This is a genomic window from Polaribacter septentrionalilitoris (genome assembly GCF_009832745.1).
GTDB classification, from domain to species: domain Bacteria; phylum Bacteroidota; class Bacteroidia; order Flavobacteriales; family Flavobacteriaceae; genus Polaribacter; species Polaribacter septentrionalilitoris.
Genome location: NZ_VRMJ01000046.1, coordinates 190046 through 207118, shown reverse-complemented (window position 1 = coordinate 207118; position 17073 = coordinate 190046). Strand labels below are relative to the sequence as shown.

The window sequence follows — 17073 nt, the reverse complement described above, 5'->3', positions numbered from 1 at the left end:
TTAAAGTTAAAATTTGCTAAAAAATGTTTGCAAAATAAAAAGAATGCATTAAATTTGCATCCGCTAAGAAGCATTGGCCTATGGTGTAATTGGCAACACACCGGTTTTTGGTACCGACATTCAAGGTTCGAGTCCTTGTAGGCCAACTGAAAAACTCTCGTTATATAACGAGAGTTTTTTTTTGTTTAATGACTTACTGCTTATGTTGTTAAATAGTTTAATTTCCTTTGGTTGGATTAGAAAATGGAGGGGGAGTGATTTGTTTTTTGCTTTTTAACTGAGACATTAATTCTTTAACGGCTCTTTCTAGTTGTGGATCTCTACCACTTTCTAAAGATTTTGCATCTTGTCTTACAGCAATGTCTGGAGCAACTCCTTTATTTTCTGCAATCCAGGTATTTGTAGCAGGATCAAAAACGGCATTATCTGGTGCTGTCAAAGAACCTCCATCTATCATTCTATAGTGCGTAGATGATTTTACCAATCCGCCCCAAGTTGTCGCTCCAATTAATAAACCTGCTTTTTGTTGTCTAAATACCCATGGAAAAAAATCACCTCCAGATCCTGCAAGTTCATTGATCAATAATACTTTTGGACCCATTATTCCTGCAGGCAAACGCATTGGTTTTCCATTAGGAACTTCATTGGTTAATGCTGCTCTTGGTTTACGTGTCATTAAATCTACCATATAATCATCTAGTAATCCACCACCATTAAAACGCTCATCAATCACAGCACCTTCTTTATCTTGTTGTGCAAAATAATACCTGTTAAAAGAGACAAACCCTGGGCCTCCTGTATTTGGGACCCATACATACCCAAGTTTTCCATTAGAAAGTTTGTCAACCATTCTTCTATTATCTTCTACCCAGGTTCTTTGGCGCAAAGAATTTTCACTTCGAATAGGTTTTACAATTTCTTTCCAAGCTCCTTTAAAAGATGGTTTTGTATTGATGTGTAACGTGGTTTGTTTTCCAGAAGTACCCTCTAAATATTTATAAATATTGTCTTTATCTGAAATTTCTGTATTGTTGATTCCAACTAAATAATATCCTTCTTTAATATTCATACCAGGTTGATCTAATGGTCCATTTAACCCAGGATTCCAGGCTTCTGAAGTATAGATTCTTTGAATTTGCCATTTGCCTTTATTTGCAGTAAAATCTGCTCCCAACAAACCTCCTTTAGCCCTATCAATAGTAGGGAAGTCTCCTCCTCTTACAAAGCTGTGTCCTACAGATAATTCTCCGTTTACTTGATCTAAAATATAATTTAAATCTGCTCTATGTTTTACAAAAGGAATTAAAGGTGCATAACGTTTGTAAACTTTATTCCAATCTCTACCATGCATTCCTGGGTCATAGAAATAATCTCGTTCATACCTCCAAGCTTCTTCAAAAATCTGATTCCATTCACTAATCCTGTTTAGTTTCATGTTGAAATCTAATTTCAATGTTTTAGCACTTTTAGCATTTGGAGCACTAGTTTTAGCTACTTTCCAATTTCTACCTGCTCTAAGAACCATGTGTTTCCCATTTGGAGAAACTCCATAGATACTCAAGCCTTTTCCGAATTCTTTAGCTTTTAACTTTTTTAAATCAAATTTGTGAATCGTTGATCCTTCTGAGATAAACATAAAACCACTAGGACCAGCTGTAATACTTCTGTAGTTTCCTCTTAAAGGTAAAGGCATTATTCTACGCGATATTCCATCAAAATCAATGATTACTTTTTTCTCTTTTTTAGCTTTTGATTTTTTGCCCTTTTCTGTCTTTTTATCTTCAGTTTTTTCTTTTTTAACAACTTCTTCGTCGCTTTTAGGTTTAAAAGGAGAAGCGTCTTTCTTGGCAAGGTTAATCACATATGCAGCGTATTTTGGTTGTGCAGTCATAGAACTTGTATTTGCCCATCCAGAACGTAATGCCACATCTGTACTTGCTAAAAAATACAAATGTTTGTGGTCTAGATCCCAAGCAGGAGAAAATGAATCCGCAAAAACATCTGTAATTGCATTGATTTTATTTGTTGCTAAAGACCAAACCATAAGTTGTTTTAGATTATTAGAACCCGCTTTTGCGTAAGCAATCCAATTAGAATCTGGAGACCAGGTAATTCCCATTCGTCCACGTTCTAAATTAGTGCCAGCATTATCAATAGTTTTAATGGATTTTTTTTCTAAATTAACGACTCTAATTCGAGTGTCATCATCCACAAAAGCAATGTGTTTTCCGTCTGGAGACCAAGTTGGTTCCCAAGCCATTTTTGAAACTCCAATAGAAATGATTTCTGTTTTAGCTGTACCATCTTGATTGTTGATATGTAAAGCATATCCTTTTCCATTAGCATCAGAAAACCATGCAATTTTATCACCTTTTGGAGACCAAACAGGAGCTCTGTCTGCTGTTCCTGAACTTTTAGTGATGTTTCTTGAATCTCCAAACTCAACAGGAGCAGTAAAAATATCCCCACGTGAAGCCATTACCACTCTTTTTCCATTAGGTGAAATATTTGCATAATCTACTCTTGAGTTTACGTTCACCCATTTTGGAGCTGTCCAAGGAAAATCACCTTTAACAGTTATTTTTAAGCGTTCTGTTTTGTTGTTTTTTACATCTAAAGTGTGTAAATATCCATCTTGTTCAAAAATTAAATGACTTTTAGATCCGTTTAAATACTTGACAGCAGTTCCTTTAAAGTTTGTGATTTGTTTTACAGTTTTTGTTTTTGTGTTGTAAGACCAAACATTAGACGTATGCGTTCTGTCTGATAAGAAATACACCATGTCACCATTCCAAACTGGGTATTTGTCAGTGGTTTTGTTATTTGGTAATAAGGTTTCATTTAATGTAGCCAAATCAACAATAATTAAAGGCGTGTTTTGTCCACCTCTATAATCTCTCCATTCTTCATCCCAACGTCTCATTTTATCGATAACAATTTGCTTTCCATTAGGTGCATAAGAACCCGAAGTTGCCCATTGTTCAAATAATTTTGTTGCTGGTCCACCATCTGTAGAAACCGTATATAATCTATTAAAAGAACTCGGAGCAGTATCTCTGTTTGAAGCAAATAATATATGTTTTCCATTAGTAGTCCAACCTCTTGCTAAGTCTGAGCTTGTATGCCAAGTAAGTCTTTTGGCTTGACCTCCTTTAATAGATACCATATAAATATCTGAGGATCCAGAACGATTTGATGTGAACGCAACCCATTTTCCATCAGGAGAAATATGAGGATTACTTTCTAAAGCAGGCGTACTTGTTAATCTGGTTGTAATGTTATTTAATAAATTAGTTGTCCAAAGATCACCTCCATAAGCAAAAGCTACTTGACTTCCTTGAATTGAAGGTTGACGAAGTAATCTTGTTTCTTGAGCTAGTGTTACGCTAGAAGTAAGTAAAACAATTAAAATGACTACGTTTTTTAAAAATAATTTCATGGTATATAAGATTGATTTTCTAAATATACAATTTCTAATTTATTGGATAGTTAAAATTAGAAAGGTGTTTTTTGGGAATAAAAAACCGCATCAAATTTTTGATGCGGTTTTATAATAAAGTGGATAATTTTTGTCTATTCTATCCTAAAAAAGGGTATTTGTAATCCTCTGGAGTTACAAATGTTTCTTTAATCAATCTAACTGATGTCCATCTTAATAAGTTCTGAGCAGAACCCGCTTTATCATTTGTTCCTGAAGCTCTTGCGCCTCCAAATGGTTGTTGACCCACAACAGCTCCTGTAGGTTTGTCATTGATGTAGAAGTTACCAGCAGCATTTTCTAAAGCTTTAGAAGCTTTTTCTACAATGTATCTATCTTTTGAAAAAATAGCGCCTGTTAATGCGTATTCTGTAGATTCATCAACTAATTTTAAAGAGGCATCAATGTTATCATCTTCATAAATGTAAATTGTAATTACTGGGCCAAATAACTCAGTGGTCATAGTTGCATAAGTAGGCGATTTTGCTAAAATTACAGTGGGCTCAATAAAATATCCTTTAGATTTATCGTGATTTCCTCCAATGATAACATCTGCATCTGCATCTGCTTTGGCAGCATCAATATATTTTGCAATTTTATCAAAAGAACCTTCATGAATCACAGCATTTACAAAATTACTTGGGTCTTCTGGTGAGCCCATTTTTAATTCTGATGTTTGTGCTTCTAAATGTTTTCTTACATCTGCCCACATTGAAGCTGGGATATAAGCACGAGAAGCTGCAGAACATTTTTGACCTTGATATTCAAAAGCACCTCTTGTAATTGCTGTAGCAACTTGTAAAGGATTGGCTGAATTGTGTGCCCAAATAAAATCTTTACCACCAGTTTCTCCAACAATTCTTGGATACGTTTTATAGTTGTGAATGTTGGTTCCTATTTGTTTCCATAATTCTTTAAAAACAAATGTAGACCCTGTAAAATGTAATCCTGAGAAATCGGGAGAAGCTAAACAAGTATCTGAAATCATAACAGGGTCACCGTAAACTACGTTAATTACACCATCTGGCAAGCCAGCTTCTTTAAATAAATCTACAATTACTTGCGCAGAATAGGCTTGATGATCAGAAGGTTTCCAAACCACAACATTCCCCATTAACGCTGCTGCAGCTGGTAAATTTGCAGCAATAGAAGTAAAGTTAAAAGGAGAAATTGCGTATACAAATCCTTCTAAAGGTCTGTACTCAACTCTGTTCCAAATTCCAGGAGCTGATGATGGCTGATCTTTAAAAATATCAGTCATATATTCCACATTAAACTTAAAGAAGTCAATCATTTCACAAGCTGCATCAATTTCTGCTTGATGTACATTTTTAGATTGCGCAATCATGGTAGCAGCATTCATTTTTGCTCTGTAAGGACCTGCTAATAAGTCAGCAGCTTTTAAAAAGATAGAAGCACGTTCCATCCAAGAAACAGAAGACCAAGCTTCTCTAGCTGCTAAAGCGGTTGCAATTGCTTCATCAACATGTTTTTTGTCAGCAGTGTGGTATTGACCAATAACATGTTGGTGGTCGTGAGGAGGTGTAATGTTCTTAGTATTTCCAGTTCTAACTTCTTTACCGTTAATATGCATTGGCACATCAATAGTACTGTTAAACATTTTTTTGTAAGTAGCTAATAATTCTGCTCTTTCTGGAGATCCAGGAGCATATCCTTTAACAGGTTCATTTACTGCTTTAGGTACATTAAAAAATCCTCTTGTCATTTTGTATGTTTTTTAGTTTTAATCGACTAATTTTGATAAATACAAAGTTACGTTTTTTGTTTCAATAAATTTAATGGACTTTTGATCTCTTTTATTGCGGTAAATTCAATGAAATAAACAAAACTTAAAATTTATCATAATTATTGAATAGTTGATATGTGTACAGTGACCTACTTTCCTTTAGGGGATGATGATTTTATTTTGACTTCAAACAGAGATGAAACTCCGTTAAGAAAAACCATTCCGCCCAAAAAGTATTCCGAAAATGGAGTTGCATTAACTTATCCAAAAGATGAGGTTGCTGGAGGAACTTGGATTGGTATCAGTGATAAAAAAAGATTGGTCTGTTTACTAAATGGTGGTTTTGAAAATCATATCAGAAAAACACCTTATAAAATGAGTAGGGGGATTATTGTGAAAAATATTCTTTCTGTAGAGGATGGAGTTACATTCATTAATAATTTTGATTTTACCAATATTGAACCTTTTACCCTTGTTTTGGTAGATTGGAAGATGCAATTAAAAACTTATGAATTGGTTTGGGATGGAGTAAAAAAACATTTTAAAGAACTTGCTCAAGAACCTAAAATTTGGTCTTCATCAACCTTGTATACTAATGAAATGAAAGAATTGAGAAAGGAATGGTTTGCTAATTTCTTGAATGATAATAATGAGATTAATCAACAAGAAATATTAGCTTTTCATCAAAACACCAAATTAGGTAATTCTGAGATTTCTCCAAAAATGAAACGTTCTTATGTAGAAACAGTCAGTGTTTCATCTGTAAAAAAAGAAAACTCAATAATTTCTATAGAGTACTTAGATTTTATACAAGGTGTTAATACAACGCAAAAGAAACTAAAAATACAATAGCAACACCAATAGATGAGATAATCATGTAAGTGATGTTTAGCATTGAAAATTTGATAAAAGTTTTAAAAATACCTTGATGGTAAAATTTACGCATCGCTAAGAATAAATAAACTAAAAATAGGATTGTGAAAATCCAAAGTTGAGGATCTATACCAAGCAAATCAATTAAATAATAAATTGATAAAAGCATAAAAAATACAGTTTGTGTATGAAAAACAAACACCAAGTGATCTACATAAGTATATTTTCTTCTGATATAAAAAAGCTTTAAAAATAAGGTGAAAATGGGTAGAAAAACAAAAAGAGCAATAGATCCATAAGAGAGTAATTGGTTGAAAAATTGCTCTCTAGCATCTTTCTCATCAACAAAAGAATTCGCAACTTTCCCTCTATTGTATAAAAATCGGTTAAAGAATGTTTTTTCATATTTTAAGCTATCTAAGCCGTCATCAATACTCATGTCTGGGTATTTTTTTTGATAGGCTACAAACTTATCTAATCTAGAATCCCCACCAAAAGAAATGTTATTTGCACTAGTACCTATTTTTGGTGTAGTATCTTTCGCTTTTTTGATGGCTTCTGTTATAATTTTTTCTTTTTGAACAGAATCCAAAGGAATCCAAGGTTTATTGAATTCTTTAGTAAGTTTTTTTCTAATAGAATCAGTATCTATTTCTTTAGTTGTTTTGTTCTTTTTGATAGAGTCATTTTTGGTAACAGCTTTTTTTAAGCTACCGTTTTTTAACTCTTTAAAACGGTCAATACTTTTACTTAATCCTAAGATTAAAAAAAAGACAATAGAAACCGTTAGGTAAAAACGAAATGGATTCGAATAACGTTGCCTTTTACCTTTAATATAATCTTTAGAAACTTTGCCAGGTTTTATTAAAAGAGGAACAATAGTATTCCAGAATTTTGCTTCAAAATTAAAGAGTCCGTTAAAAATCTCGTAGATAAAACTTTTAAAGGTAATTTTATTTCCTTTATTAGCTTGACCGCAATCAGGGCAAAAATTTTCATTTCCAGAGAAAGGATGACCACAATTTAGACATTCTAAATCTTTGTAAACAGTAACTTTCTTTTTTTTGAGTTTGGTTAGTTTGATAATGTTGGCGTTGAGAGTTGAAATGTAGGGATAATTACTTTAAATTGCTCATAAGTATCCATATTTATCATGGTGTAGAATCCTTTCATTGCACCTATGTTAGATTCTAAAAAACATCCAGAACTATACGTATAATTGTCATTGGGTTTTAGAACCGGTGTTTGTCCTACAACTCCTTCTCCAGAAACAATTTCTGTTTGGTTTAAAGAGTCGTAAATTTTCCAAAAACGATCTGTTAGCTTTACAGTTTCTGACGATTTATTTTCAATAGAAATAAAATAGTTGAACATATAGTACATCCTATTATTTCTATAATTGGTTCCATTGTACTTGGTGTGTACAGAAATTTTGATGCCTTTTGTTATTTGTTGAAACATATTGAGTAAATGTAGTTTTTTTACTCAAAAAACACAAATCAAATTCAATTATCTGTTTTGATTAAAAATTCCTGTGCCAACAGCAATTACTCGATCGTATAAACTGCCAAAGGGTTTGTAGTATGCAATTACTGTATACTCATTTTCTGTTTGGAAAAAACTTCCTGTAATTTCGTTTGTATTTGCATTTTTATTTTCATCAACAGTAGCATAAGTATAGTTGTAGAATCCTTGTTTTAGCATTATATTTCCTTGGTATGCAGATGCATCAACATTGTAGGTTAATCTATTTTCTGCTTCAATATTAAAATCATTAAAAGCTCCATAAACATAGACTGCTTTTCCTTGAAAGGGTTCGTCAACTATAACTGAAAAATGCATCATTGCATAATCTGCCTCAGTTTTAGAATCATTAGCTTCAATAGTTCTAATAATGAATTGTCCGTTAATGTCTGGGTTAAAACGATAAGTTAAAAAAGGATTGTATTTGTAAGGATATATATAATGATGAAAAACCTCTTTTTTCTCTACTTTAATAATATTCAAACTATTATTTCTGATGATTTTAGTATCGAAGTTTAAATATTCATTTCCGCCCCAAAAATTGGTTTTATTGGTGTAGGTGTATAAAAGTTGGTTAGGTTTAAAGAAGGTAGGTTGTAAGTCAGTTATTGTTTCATTCCAATTGTTGTTTTTTAAAATAACAACATTTATTTCTTGCTGAGGATTGTTGATGGCAAATTTGGGGTGATTAATTGAGAATTGTACAGTTTGTTGTGTGTTTAATGTTTTGGTATCTCTACTTCTTGATACAGAAACTCCTGCAATTGCAGCATTTTCATATAGTACAAAACGTCTTGTAAAAACAACTTCATCATAATCATTTAATACAGATAATAGATAATTACCGCTTTTGGTAATAACGGTGTTTACATTAGGTATTTTTACAGAATAATGGGTGTAGCTTTGAAATGTGTTAAAAGAATTAGTGACATTAATAATAGTGTTTTGGTCAAAACCATTAATATACTGACTGGATAATAATCTGCTTGATTTCCAATCATGTGTCATGTGTTCTACTTTGTATTGATAATCTTTACTATCTGCATCTAAATCATCAAAAGACAGCTCTAAAACGGTTCCTAAAGGAACAATTGCAGAAAAATTATTTTTTTGCAAAGGTCTTAATTGGATAGATTTTATGTTTTGAGAGAATCCGCAAAATCCTAAGCACATAAAAAAAAGAAGCAATACATTTTTTATCATTTTACAAAAATAGTATTCATTTGGTTTACTTTATCAAAATGTAAGCCAAAAGTTTACAGCTATATCGATTTTATGGAATCCTTTTATTTAGAATAATTATAAATAATATTCTTTAACGAATATATAAGATGTTTTAGCTTTACAATAACCTTTAAAAGCCTTATTTTTGCATGATTTTTTTAGATAACTAACAATTCCAATTTACTATGTCAAAAGACATTCGTATTAAAAAAGGCTTAGATATTAAGCTTGTTGGCGAAGCAGAAAAAACCACTACAGATGTTTCTTTGAGTAGTGTTTATGCTATTAAGCCAGAAGATTTTCACGGAATTACACCCAAACTTATTGCCAAAGAAGGGGCTGAAGTAAAAGCAGGTCAAGCACTTTTTTATTCTAAAAGTGATGAACGTATTTTATTTCCTAGTCCGGTTTCTGGTAAAGTAGTTGAGGTAGTTCGTGGAGCAAGAAGAAAAGTGTTAGCAGTGAAAATTGCAGCAGATTCAAAACAATCTTACGCAGATTTTGGCACAAAAGATGCCGCTAAATTATCGGGAGAAGAGGTGAAAAATCACTTGTTTGCTTCTGGTTGTTGGCCTTTTGTAAAACAACGTCCTTATGATGTTGTTGCAAATCCAAATCAAGCACCAAAAGCTATTTTTGTATCTGCTTATGCAAGTGCACCTCTAGCAGCAGATCTTTCTTACACTTTAGCTGGTAAAGATTTAGAAGTCAAAACAGCTCTAGCTGCGCTTTCTAAATTAACAGAAGGTAAAGTTCATGTTTCTATTGGTAAAACTCAAACTACTGTTTTTGATGGTGTAGAAGGTGTTGAACTACATAAAGTTTCTGGCCCACATCCGTCTGGAAATGTTGGTACACAAATCGCTAAGATAGATCCGATTAATAAAGGTGAAGTTGTTTGGACAGTAAGTGCTCAAGATTTAGTTGTAATTGGAGAATTATTTTTAACAGGAAAATTAAACATTACAAGAACAGTTGCCTTAACAGGGTCTAAAATCAACAAGCCTCAATATGTTACGGCTATTGCAGGAGCAACTATTGCAGATGTTGTAAAAGGAAACCTAGAAAATGATAATACAAGAATTATTAGCGGTAATGTGTTATCTGGAACTCAGGTTAAAGAAGATGGTTTCTTAGGATACTATGATAACCAAGTTACCGCAATTCCAGAAGGTGATGATTACGAATTCTTTGGATGGAACAAGCCAGTGTTTGATAAAGTATCTACATCTAGAGCATTAACTTTTTCTTGGTTAACTCCAAAGAAAAAATATGACTTAAATACAAATACCAATGGTGAACATAGAGCATTTGTAGTTACAGGCTCTTACGAAGATGTTTTTCCTTTAGACATATACCCAATGCAATTGTTAAAAGCATTTATGTATAAAGATTTGGATGAGATGGAAGCTTTAGGAGGTTACGAAGTAGCTCCAGAAGATTTTGCACTAACAGAATTTATTTGTGTATCTAAACAACCACATCAGAAGATCATTCGTGAAGGTTTAGATTTAATGAGAGAAGAATTAGGATAAGATTATGAGCTTAAAACAAAACTTACACAATTTAAAAGAGAAATATAAAGGGACAAAAATGGCTCCTGCGTTTAACGCAATCCACACCTTTTTATATTTACCTAATGAGGTTACTCACGGAGGAACTCATATTAAAGCAGCAGACGATTTAAAACGTACAATGAATACAGTAATTATGTCTTTAATTCCTGTGTTGATTTTCGGAATGTTTAATGCAGGTTATCAGCATTATGCAGCAATAGATCCTAGCTTAAGAACAGACGTTTTAGCAAACTTTTTTACTTGGGATAATCTATGGATTGGTATCATTAAAGTGTTACCATTAGTAATTGTTTCTTATGGAGTTGGTTTAGCAGTTGAATTTGTTTTCGCTGTTATCAAAGGCCATGAAGTTGAAGAAGGATACTTAGTTACAGGTATGTTAGTCCCTTTAATTGTTCCTGTAGATACTCCTCTTTGGATGTTAGCAGTAGCCGTTATTTTTGGAGTTGTTATTGGTAAAGAGGTATTTGGAGGTACAGGGATGAACATCTTAAATCCTGCATTAACCATTAGAGCATTTTTATTCTTTGCCTATCCAACATGGATGTCTGGAGATAAAGTTTGGGTTCATGATGCTGTAAATAGAGCAGGAACTGCAGATGCTATATCAGGTGAAACTATTTTAGGGAGTTATGCTCAAAATCAAGAAGTAATTTACTCTAATTGGGATAAATTCATGGGATTCATACCAGGTTCTGTTGGAGAAACATCAACTCTATTAATTTTATTAGGCGCTGCATTTTTAATCTTTACAAAGATTGGAAGTTGGAGAATTATACTTTCTACTTTTATTGGAGCAGCTGTAATGGGATTAATTTTTAATGCAGTTGTAGATGCAAGCATCATTACAGAATCTAGTAAATTCTACGGATTAATGAATACAGTTTGGTGGGAACACTTAATGATTGGTGGTTTGGCATTTGGTGCTGTCTACATGGCAACAGATCCTGTAACAGCATCACAAACAAACAAAGGAAAATGGATTTATGGTTTCTTGATAGGGTTTATCTCAATTATGATTCGTGTGTTTAATCCAGCATATCCAGAAGGAGTATTCTTAGCAATCTTATTAATGAATGTATTTGCTCCAACAATAGACCATTATGTGGTTCAAGGAAATGTAAAAAGAAGATTAAAACGTGCTAAAGTTAAAACTGCCTAATTATGAGTAAGAGAACAGATAGTAATGTATATACCATAATTTTTGCCATAATAATGGTATTAATTGTAGGTTCAATGTTGGCATTCTTTGCTTCATCATTAAAACCAAATATTGATGAAAACAAAAGAATAGAAAAACAACAAAACATCCTTTATGCAATGGGTGTTAATGAAAATGACGAATCAAGTGCTAACTTTGTATCAACTGCAGTGGCAGGAGAAGAGTTTGCAAAGTATATTAAAAAGCAAATTGTAATTCAAGGTGATGATATCACAGAAGATGACAAAGCTTACTTAATTGATGTTAAAAAACAGCAATCTTTAGCAAAAGAAGGTAAAGAAAGAAAACTACCTTTATTTATTGGAGAAAAAGATGGGGAAACATTTTATGTAGCTCCTATCAGAGGAAAAGGTCTTTGGGATGCTATTTGGGGTTATGTTTCTATGGATGAAAACATGATTGTACAAGGAGCATATTTTGATCACAAAGGAGAAACTCCTGGTTTAGGTGCAAACATTAAGCAACGTTATTTTATGGATGATTTTATTGGAGAACATTTAATAGATGAATCTGGTAATTTTAAAGGAATCACTGTAGCCAAAGGAAATAACGATCCTAAGAATCAAGATAAAACAGATTACGAGGTAGATGCAATTGCTGGTGCTACAATTACAGGTGATGGTGTTTCAGCAATGATAAAAAAAGATTTAGCATTGTACGTACCTTATTTTAAATCATTAAAAAAATAATTTATGGGACTTTTATCAAAAAAAGACGCAGCGTTAATTAAAGATCCATTATTAGACAATAACCCAATTACAATACAAGTATTAGGTATTTGTTCTGCATTAGCAATTACTGCAGAATTAAAAGCCTCAATTGTAATGGCTATTTCAGTAATGTTTGTATTAGGATTAGGAAACGTAGTAATCTCTTTAATGAGAAACATTATACCATCAAAAATTAGAATTATCGTTCAGTTAATTGTAGTGGCAACATTGGTAATTATAGTTGATTTAGTACTAAAAGCATTTGCATATGAACTAAGTAAAACATTATCGGTTTTTGTTGGATTGATTATTACAAACTGTATTATTATGGGACGTTTTGAAGCTTTTGCTTTAGGTAATGGCCCATGGAGATCTTTCTTAGACGGTATAGGTAACTCTGTTGGGTATGGAGTTATTTTAATTATTGTAGGTTTCTTTAGAGAGTTATTAGGTTCTGGTACTTTATTAGGATTTAAAGTTTTGGGAGACCCAATAGAAAAAACAGGATTATACGCAATTGGTTATGAAAATAACGGATTTATGTTATTGTCACCAATGGCATTGATAGTAGTAGGAATCATTATTTGGATTCAAAGAACTAAGAACAAATCATTAATTGAAGAACATTAAAAATTAGTTGTTAGTTTTTAGTTATTGGTTTTTAGTAGAACCAGCAACCAAAAGCCAACAACCAACAACTAAAAATATATGGAACATATAGAATTATTTTTCAGATCGATATTTATAGATAACATGGTTTTTGCAACCTTTTTAGGGATGTGTTCTTACCTTGCTGTATCTAAAAAAGTATCAACTGCTGTTGGTTTAGGAGCTGCTGTAATTTTTGTATTAGCAGTTACAGTACCTTTAAACTGGTTGTTAGATCAATACATCTTAAAAGAAGGCGCATTAGTTTGGCTAGGTCCAGAATATGCAGAATACGATTTAAGTTTTTTATCATTTATCATGTTTATTGCAACTATTGCAACCATGGTACAATTGGTAGAGATTATTGTCGAGAAATTCTCACCATCTTTATACAATTCATTAGGTATTTTCTTACCATTAATTGCAGTAAACTGTGCAATTTTAGGAGGAAGCTTATTTATGCAATCTCGTGAAATTCCTTCATTAGGATTAGCACTTACTTACGGAGTTGGTTCAGGAATTGGATGGTTTTTAGCAATTTTAGCTATTGCAGCTATTCGTGAGAAAATTAGATACTCATCTGTACCTCCAGCATTAAGAGGATTAGGAATTACATTTATCATTACAGGATTAATGGCAATTGGATTTATGAGTTTTGGAGGAATGTTAACAGGAGGTGATGAAAAGAAAGAAGAGAAGCCAAAAGTAGAAGCTCAAATAAAGAAGGAAGAAGTTAAAAAAGAAGCTAAAGAAATTGTAGCTGAAAACACAACTATAAACTAAAGAAGAATGATATTAGCAGCAGGTACAACAGGTACTATTATCGCAACAGTAGCAGCTTTTTTATTATTAACGCTGTTATTGGTAGCCTTATTATTATTTGTAAAACAAAAACTATCTCCATCTGGTCCAGTTAAAATTACCATTAACGGAGAAAAAGAAATCGAAGTAGGCTCTGGTAGCACATTGTTAACCACTTTAGGAAACGAAAAAATATTCTTACCATCTGCATGTGGTGGAGGTGGATCTTGTATCCAGTGTGAATGTCACGTTTTAGAAGGTGGTGGAGAAGCGTTACCAACAGAAGTTCCTCATTTTACAAAGAAAGAATTAAAAGCAGGTGCACGTTTGGCATGTCAGGTTAAAGTAAAACAAGACATGAACATTACCATTCCAGAAGAAGTATTCGGAATTAAGAAATGGGATGCAACTGTTGTTAGAAATTATAATGTAGCCTCATTTATTAAGGAATTTGTAGTAGAAATCCCTGAAGATATGGGGTATAAAGCAGGTGGTTATATTCAAATTGAGATTCCTCCTTGTACTATAAATTATAAGGATATTGACATTACTGCACATCCAGAAGAGCATGAAACACCAGATAAGTTTCAAGCAGAATGGGATAAGTTTGGTTTGTGGCCATTAGTAATGAAAAATGATGAATTGGTAGAACGTGCGTATTCTATGGCTTCTTACCCAGCAGAAGGTAGAGAGATTATGTTAAATGTACGTATTGCTACTCCACCATGGGATAGAGCTAAAAACGGCTGGATGGACGTAAATCCTGGTGTAGCTTCATCTTATATTTTCAACTTGAAAAAAGGAGATAAATGTGTCATTTCAGGACCTTATGGTGAGTTCTTTATCAACGAATCTGATGCAGAAATGTTATATGTTGGTGGTGGTGCAGGAATGGCTCCAATGCGTTCTCACTTATATCACTTATTCAGAACTTTAAAGACAGGTAGAAAAGTTACGTATTGGTATGGAGGACGTTCTAAACGAGAATTATTCTATTTAGATCACTTTTATAAATTAGAAAAAGACTTTCCTAACTTTAAGTTTTACTTAGCATTATCTGAACCAATGGAAGAAGATAATTGGAAAGTTAAAAAAGATATTGACTCAGAAGGAGATGGGTTTGTAGGGTTTATTCACAATTGTGTAATTGAAAACTACCTAAATCATCACGATTCACCAGAAGACATTGAATTGTATTTCTGTGGACCACCATTAATGAACAAAGCTGTTCAGAAAATGGGTGAAGATTTTGGTATCCCAGATGAGAACATCCGTTTTGATGACTTTGGAGGATAAACTTCAAACCATAATACAAAAAACCGATTCAATTTGAATCGGTTTTTTTATGATCATAATTAGTATGTGGTTAGAAATTTAAATTCTTTATGCTAAAAATGTTTTTAAATGATAGACAGGTTCTCCATTTTCTTGTTCAAAGAGTTTAGAGTAATCCATTACATTATCAATATGATCTAATTGACATAATAAATCTACAACAGCAGAAAGACCGTTAAATAAGTTGTCTTTTGAAGTTGGATTGATTGGTTTAGGATTGTAATGACATAAAGGCGTTTGAAAACCACAAGCTTCTAAAAAGACTTTTTCTATTTTTAACAACTCTTTAGGTGTATATCCATTAAATTTTCTCCCCATATTTTGATGAACTCTTCCTACATAATTCAATTGTAAAGAACCATGTTCATTAGATAAATGTTTCCAACTATCATGATTGTCTAAAATATTACCCACTGCACAAGCAGCACAATCCTCTGGATTTAAACGATTGTTATGATATGCATTGTATAGTTTTGCTAAAGCTTGTTCTAGTCGTTTTGTTGTTTTCATGTCCATACTTTTTTTCTTCAACACTTAAAAATAGTGAATTATTAAAAAAAGTCAATTTTTGAAATGTTAAAGTTGATTTTTTTATTGCTTAAATTTGACTAGTTTCGTGCAACTTATTTTTCAAAATGAACTTGACCAATTATCTTATCATTTGTATTTGCGTTCTTGTAGTAGTTAGTTTATTCCTATATTTTTTTCAAGAGAAATTCATCTTTATCAACGGGAAAAAATTAAACAGAAATTATCAATACAAATTTTCAAATCAATGTAAAGAAGTTTTTATCAAAACAAATGGCGGTAATGAACTCAATGTACTTCATTTTAAATTAGAAAATCCAAAAGGAGTTATTGTGTTTTGTCATGGCAATAAAGGGAATCTTAAACGCTGGGGAAACAGAGTGTCTTATCTGTTAAAATACAATTATGAAGTTATTGTTTTTGATTACAGAGGTTATGGCAAAAGTACAGGTGATTTTAATGAAGTTGAGATGTATAATGATGCGTTGTTAGTTTATGATTACGCAAAGAATTTTTTTAAAGAAAAAGATATTGTTGTCTACGGATTTTCTTTGGGAGGAACTTTTGCTACAAAAATTGCTGCAGAAAACAGACCTAAAGCATTAATTTTAGAAGCTCCTTTTTACAATTTTAAAAAAGCGGTGAAATATTACGCTAAACTAGCACCTACTTTTTTATTGCGATACAAATTTAGATCAGACTTAGAAATTCCAAAAGTGAAATCACCAATCACCATTTTTCACGGAAATGAAGATAAAACGACTTCTTTTAAAGATTCTCAGAGGTTAATAATGTTAAATAAAAATTTGGAAAATCAGTTTGTTGAGCTTGATAAAGGAACGCATCATAATATTAAAGAGTTCGAAAAATATCAACAAAAACTCAAAGAAATATTAGAGCGTTAATACAATCTTGCTATTATAAATTGTATTTTTGATACCTAGAAAAGTAGTAGATGAAGCGATTAGAAAAGATTTTAAAGAAGAAGAAATACATCAAAATAAAGCTTAAAAAAATTACAACCAACCATTTAGAGTTAAAAGCAAAAATAAATGGTGTAAAAGGCAACTTTATTTTAGATACAGGGGCTTCAAATTCTTGTGTTAGTCTTGATTTAATTGAATATTTTAAGTTAGATGCTCAAGAAAGTGAGACTAAAGCAGCTGGAGCAGGAGCAATAGACATGGAAACACAACAATCTGAAAACAATTTACTTAAAATTGGCGATTGGAAAACGCATAAATGTCATTTGGTGCTGTTCAATTTATCTCACGTAAATACAGCTCTAGTACAACATAAAGCCAAAGAAGTTCACGGAATTATTGGTGCAGATGTTTTACAAAAAGGAAAAGCGTTTATAGATTATAATAAAAATGTTTTGTACTTAAAGAAGACAAAGAAATAAT

15 protein-coding genes, 1 tRNA gene and 1 pseudogene are annotated in these 17073 nt (G+C 32.2%); 10 read left to right on the top strand and 7 right to left on the bottom strand.

The window, feature by feature from the left end; translation table 11 throughout:
* Positions 1-74 precede the first annotated feature (74 nt).
* Positions 75-146, top strand: a tRNA-Gln gene (locus FP421_RS14840).
* 71 nt (positions 147-217) lie between these two features.
* On the opposite strand, the gene FP421_RS14835 is transcribed toward FP421_RS14840, so the two are convergent.
* Together FP421_RS14835 and pruA are read right to left on the bottom strand one after the other, a co-directional pair.
* Entirely contained in the window at positions 218-3439 is a 3222-nt protein-coding gene (locus FP421_RS14835) for a S41 family peptidase (RefSeq protein ID WP_159951963.1), read from the bottom strand.
* 139 nt (positions 3440-3578) lie between these two features.
* Positions 3579-5204: an L-glutamate gamma-semialdehyde dehydrogenase gene (gene pruA, locus FP421_RS14830; protein WP_159951962.1), complete on the bottom strand. Its 1626-nt coding sequence runs from the start codon at positions 5202-5204 to the stop codon at positions 3579-3581.
* Positions 5205-5360: 156 nt separating this feature from the next.
* Between pruA and FP421_RS14825 the strand changes: the two genes are divergently transcribed.
* Positions 5361-6077, top strand: coding sequence for an NRDE family protein (locus FP421_RS14825; protein WP_159951960.1), 717 nt, complete (start codon positions 5361-5363; stop codon positions 6075-6077).
* Here the strand turns inward: FP421_RS14825 and FP421_RS15245 are convergent.
* The 4 genes and pseudogenes from FP421_RS15245 to FP421_RS14810 form a co-directional block, all read right to left on the bottom strand.
* Positions 6043-6690 carry a hypothetical protein gene (locus tag FP421_RS15245; protein ID WP_236548137.1) on the bottom strand — a complete coding sequence of 216 codons (648 nt, stop codon included), beginning with the start codon at positions 6688-6690 and terminating at the stop codon, positions 6043-6045. The two genes, FP421_RS14825 and FP421_RS15245, sit on opposite strands and share 35 nt — an antisense overlap.
* A gap of 186 nt (positions 6691-6876) precedes the next feature.
* Positions 6877-7023 (bottom strand): annotated as a pseudogene (locus tag FP421_RS15360) (DUF3667 domain-containing protein); the annotation flags it as partial.
* A 149-nt stretch (positions 7024-7172) separates the two neighbouring features.
* Positions 7173-7559, bottom strand: a complete 387-nt coding sequence (gene apaG / locus FP421_RS14815) for a Co2+/Mg2+ efflux protein ApaG (RefSeq protein WP_159951958.1) — start codon at positions 7557-7559, stop codon at positions 7173-7175.
* A 48-nt stretch (positions 7560-7607) separates the two neighbouring features.
* On the bottom strand, positions 7608-8825 hold the full coding sequence (locus FP421_RS14810; protein ID WP_201288863.1) for a type IX secretion system plug protein: 1218 nt from the start codon (positions 8823-8825) through the stop codon (positions 7608-7610).
* A gap of 206 nt (positions 8826-9031) precedes the next feature.
* On the opposite strand from FP421_RS14810, the gene FP421_RS14805 reads away from it, so the two are divergent.
* The 6 genes from FP421_RS14805 to nqrF all read left to right on the top strand — a co-directional run bounded on the left by FP421_RS14805 (position 9032) and on the right by nqrF (position 15100).
* Positions 9032-10381, top strand: a complete 1350-nt coding sequence (locus FP421_RS14805) for a Na(+)-translocating NADH-quinone reductase subunit A (RefSeq protein ID WP_159951956.1) — start codon at positions 9032-9034, stop codon at positions 10379-10381.
* Positions 10382-10385: 4 nt separating this feature from the next.
* Positions 10386-11585 carry an NADH:ubiquinone reductase (Na(+)-transporting) subunit B gene (locus FP421_RS14800; protein ID WP_159951954.1) on the top strand — a complete coding sequence of 400 codons (1200 nt, stop codon included), beginning with the start codon at positions 10386-10388 and terminating at the stop codon, positions 11583-11585.
* 2 nt (positions 11586-11587) lie between these two features.
* On the top strand, positions 11588-12334 hold the full coding sequence (locus FP421_RS14795; protein WP_159951952.1) for a Na(+)-translocating NADH-quinone reductase subunit C: 747 nt from the start codon (positions 11588-11590) through the stop codon (positions 12332-12334).
* 3 nt (positions 12335-12337) lie between these two features.
* On the top strand, positions 12338-12985 hold the full coding sequence (locus FP421_RS14790) for an NADH:ubiquinone reductase (Na(+)-transporting) subunit D (protein ID WP_159951950.1): 648 nt from the start codon (positions 12338-12340) through the stop codon (positions 12983-12985).
* A 78-nt stretch (positions 12986-13063) separates the two neighbouring features.
* Entirely contained in the window at positions 13064-13786 is a 723-nt protein-coding gene (nqrE, locus tag FP421_RS14785) for an NADH:ubiquinone reductase (Na(+)-transporting) subunit E (RefSeq protein WP_159951948.1), read from the top strand.
* Positions 13787-13792: 6 nt separating this feature from the next.
* Positions 13793-15100, top strand: a complete 1308-nt coding sequence (gene nqrF / locus FP421_RS14780; RefSeq protein ID WP_159951946.1) for an NADH:ubiquinone reductase (Na(+)-transporting) subunit F — start codon at positions 13793-13795, stop codon at positions 15098-15100.
* A gap of 87 nt (positions 15101-15187) precedes the next feature.
* On the opposite strand, the gene FP421_RS14775 is transcribed toward nqrF, so the two are convergent.
* Positions 15188-15649, bottom strand: a complete 462-nt coding sequence (locus tag FP421_RS14775) for a Na(+)-translocating NADH-quinone reductase subunit F (RefSeq protein WP_159951944.1) — start codon at positions 15647-15649, stop codon at positions 15188-15190.
* A 125-nt stretch (positions 15650-15774) separates the two neighbouring features.
* Here FP421_RS14775 and FP421_RS14770 point away from each other — a divergent pair, with 125 nt between their 5' ends.
* Positions 15775-16572 carry an alpha/beta hydrolase gene (locus FP421_RS14770; RefSeq protein WP_159951942.1) on the top strand — a complete coding sequence of 266 codons (798 nt, stop codon included), beginning with the start codon at positions 15775-15777 and terminating at the stop codon, positions 16570-16572.
* Between the two features lie 50 nt (positions 16573-16622).
* A complete protein-coding gene (locus FP421_RS14765) occupies positions 16623-17072 on the top strand; it encodes a retropepsin-like aspartic protease (protein WP_159951940.1) in 450 nt (149 codons plus the stop codon).
* The last annotated feature ends 1 nt before the right edge of the window (position 17073 follow it).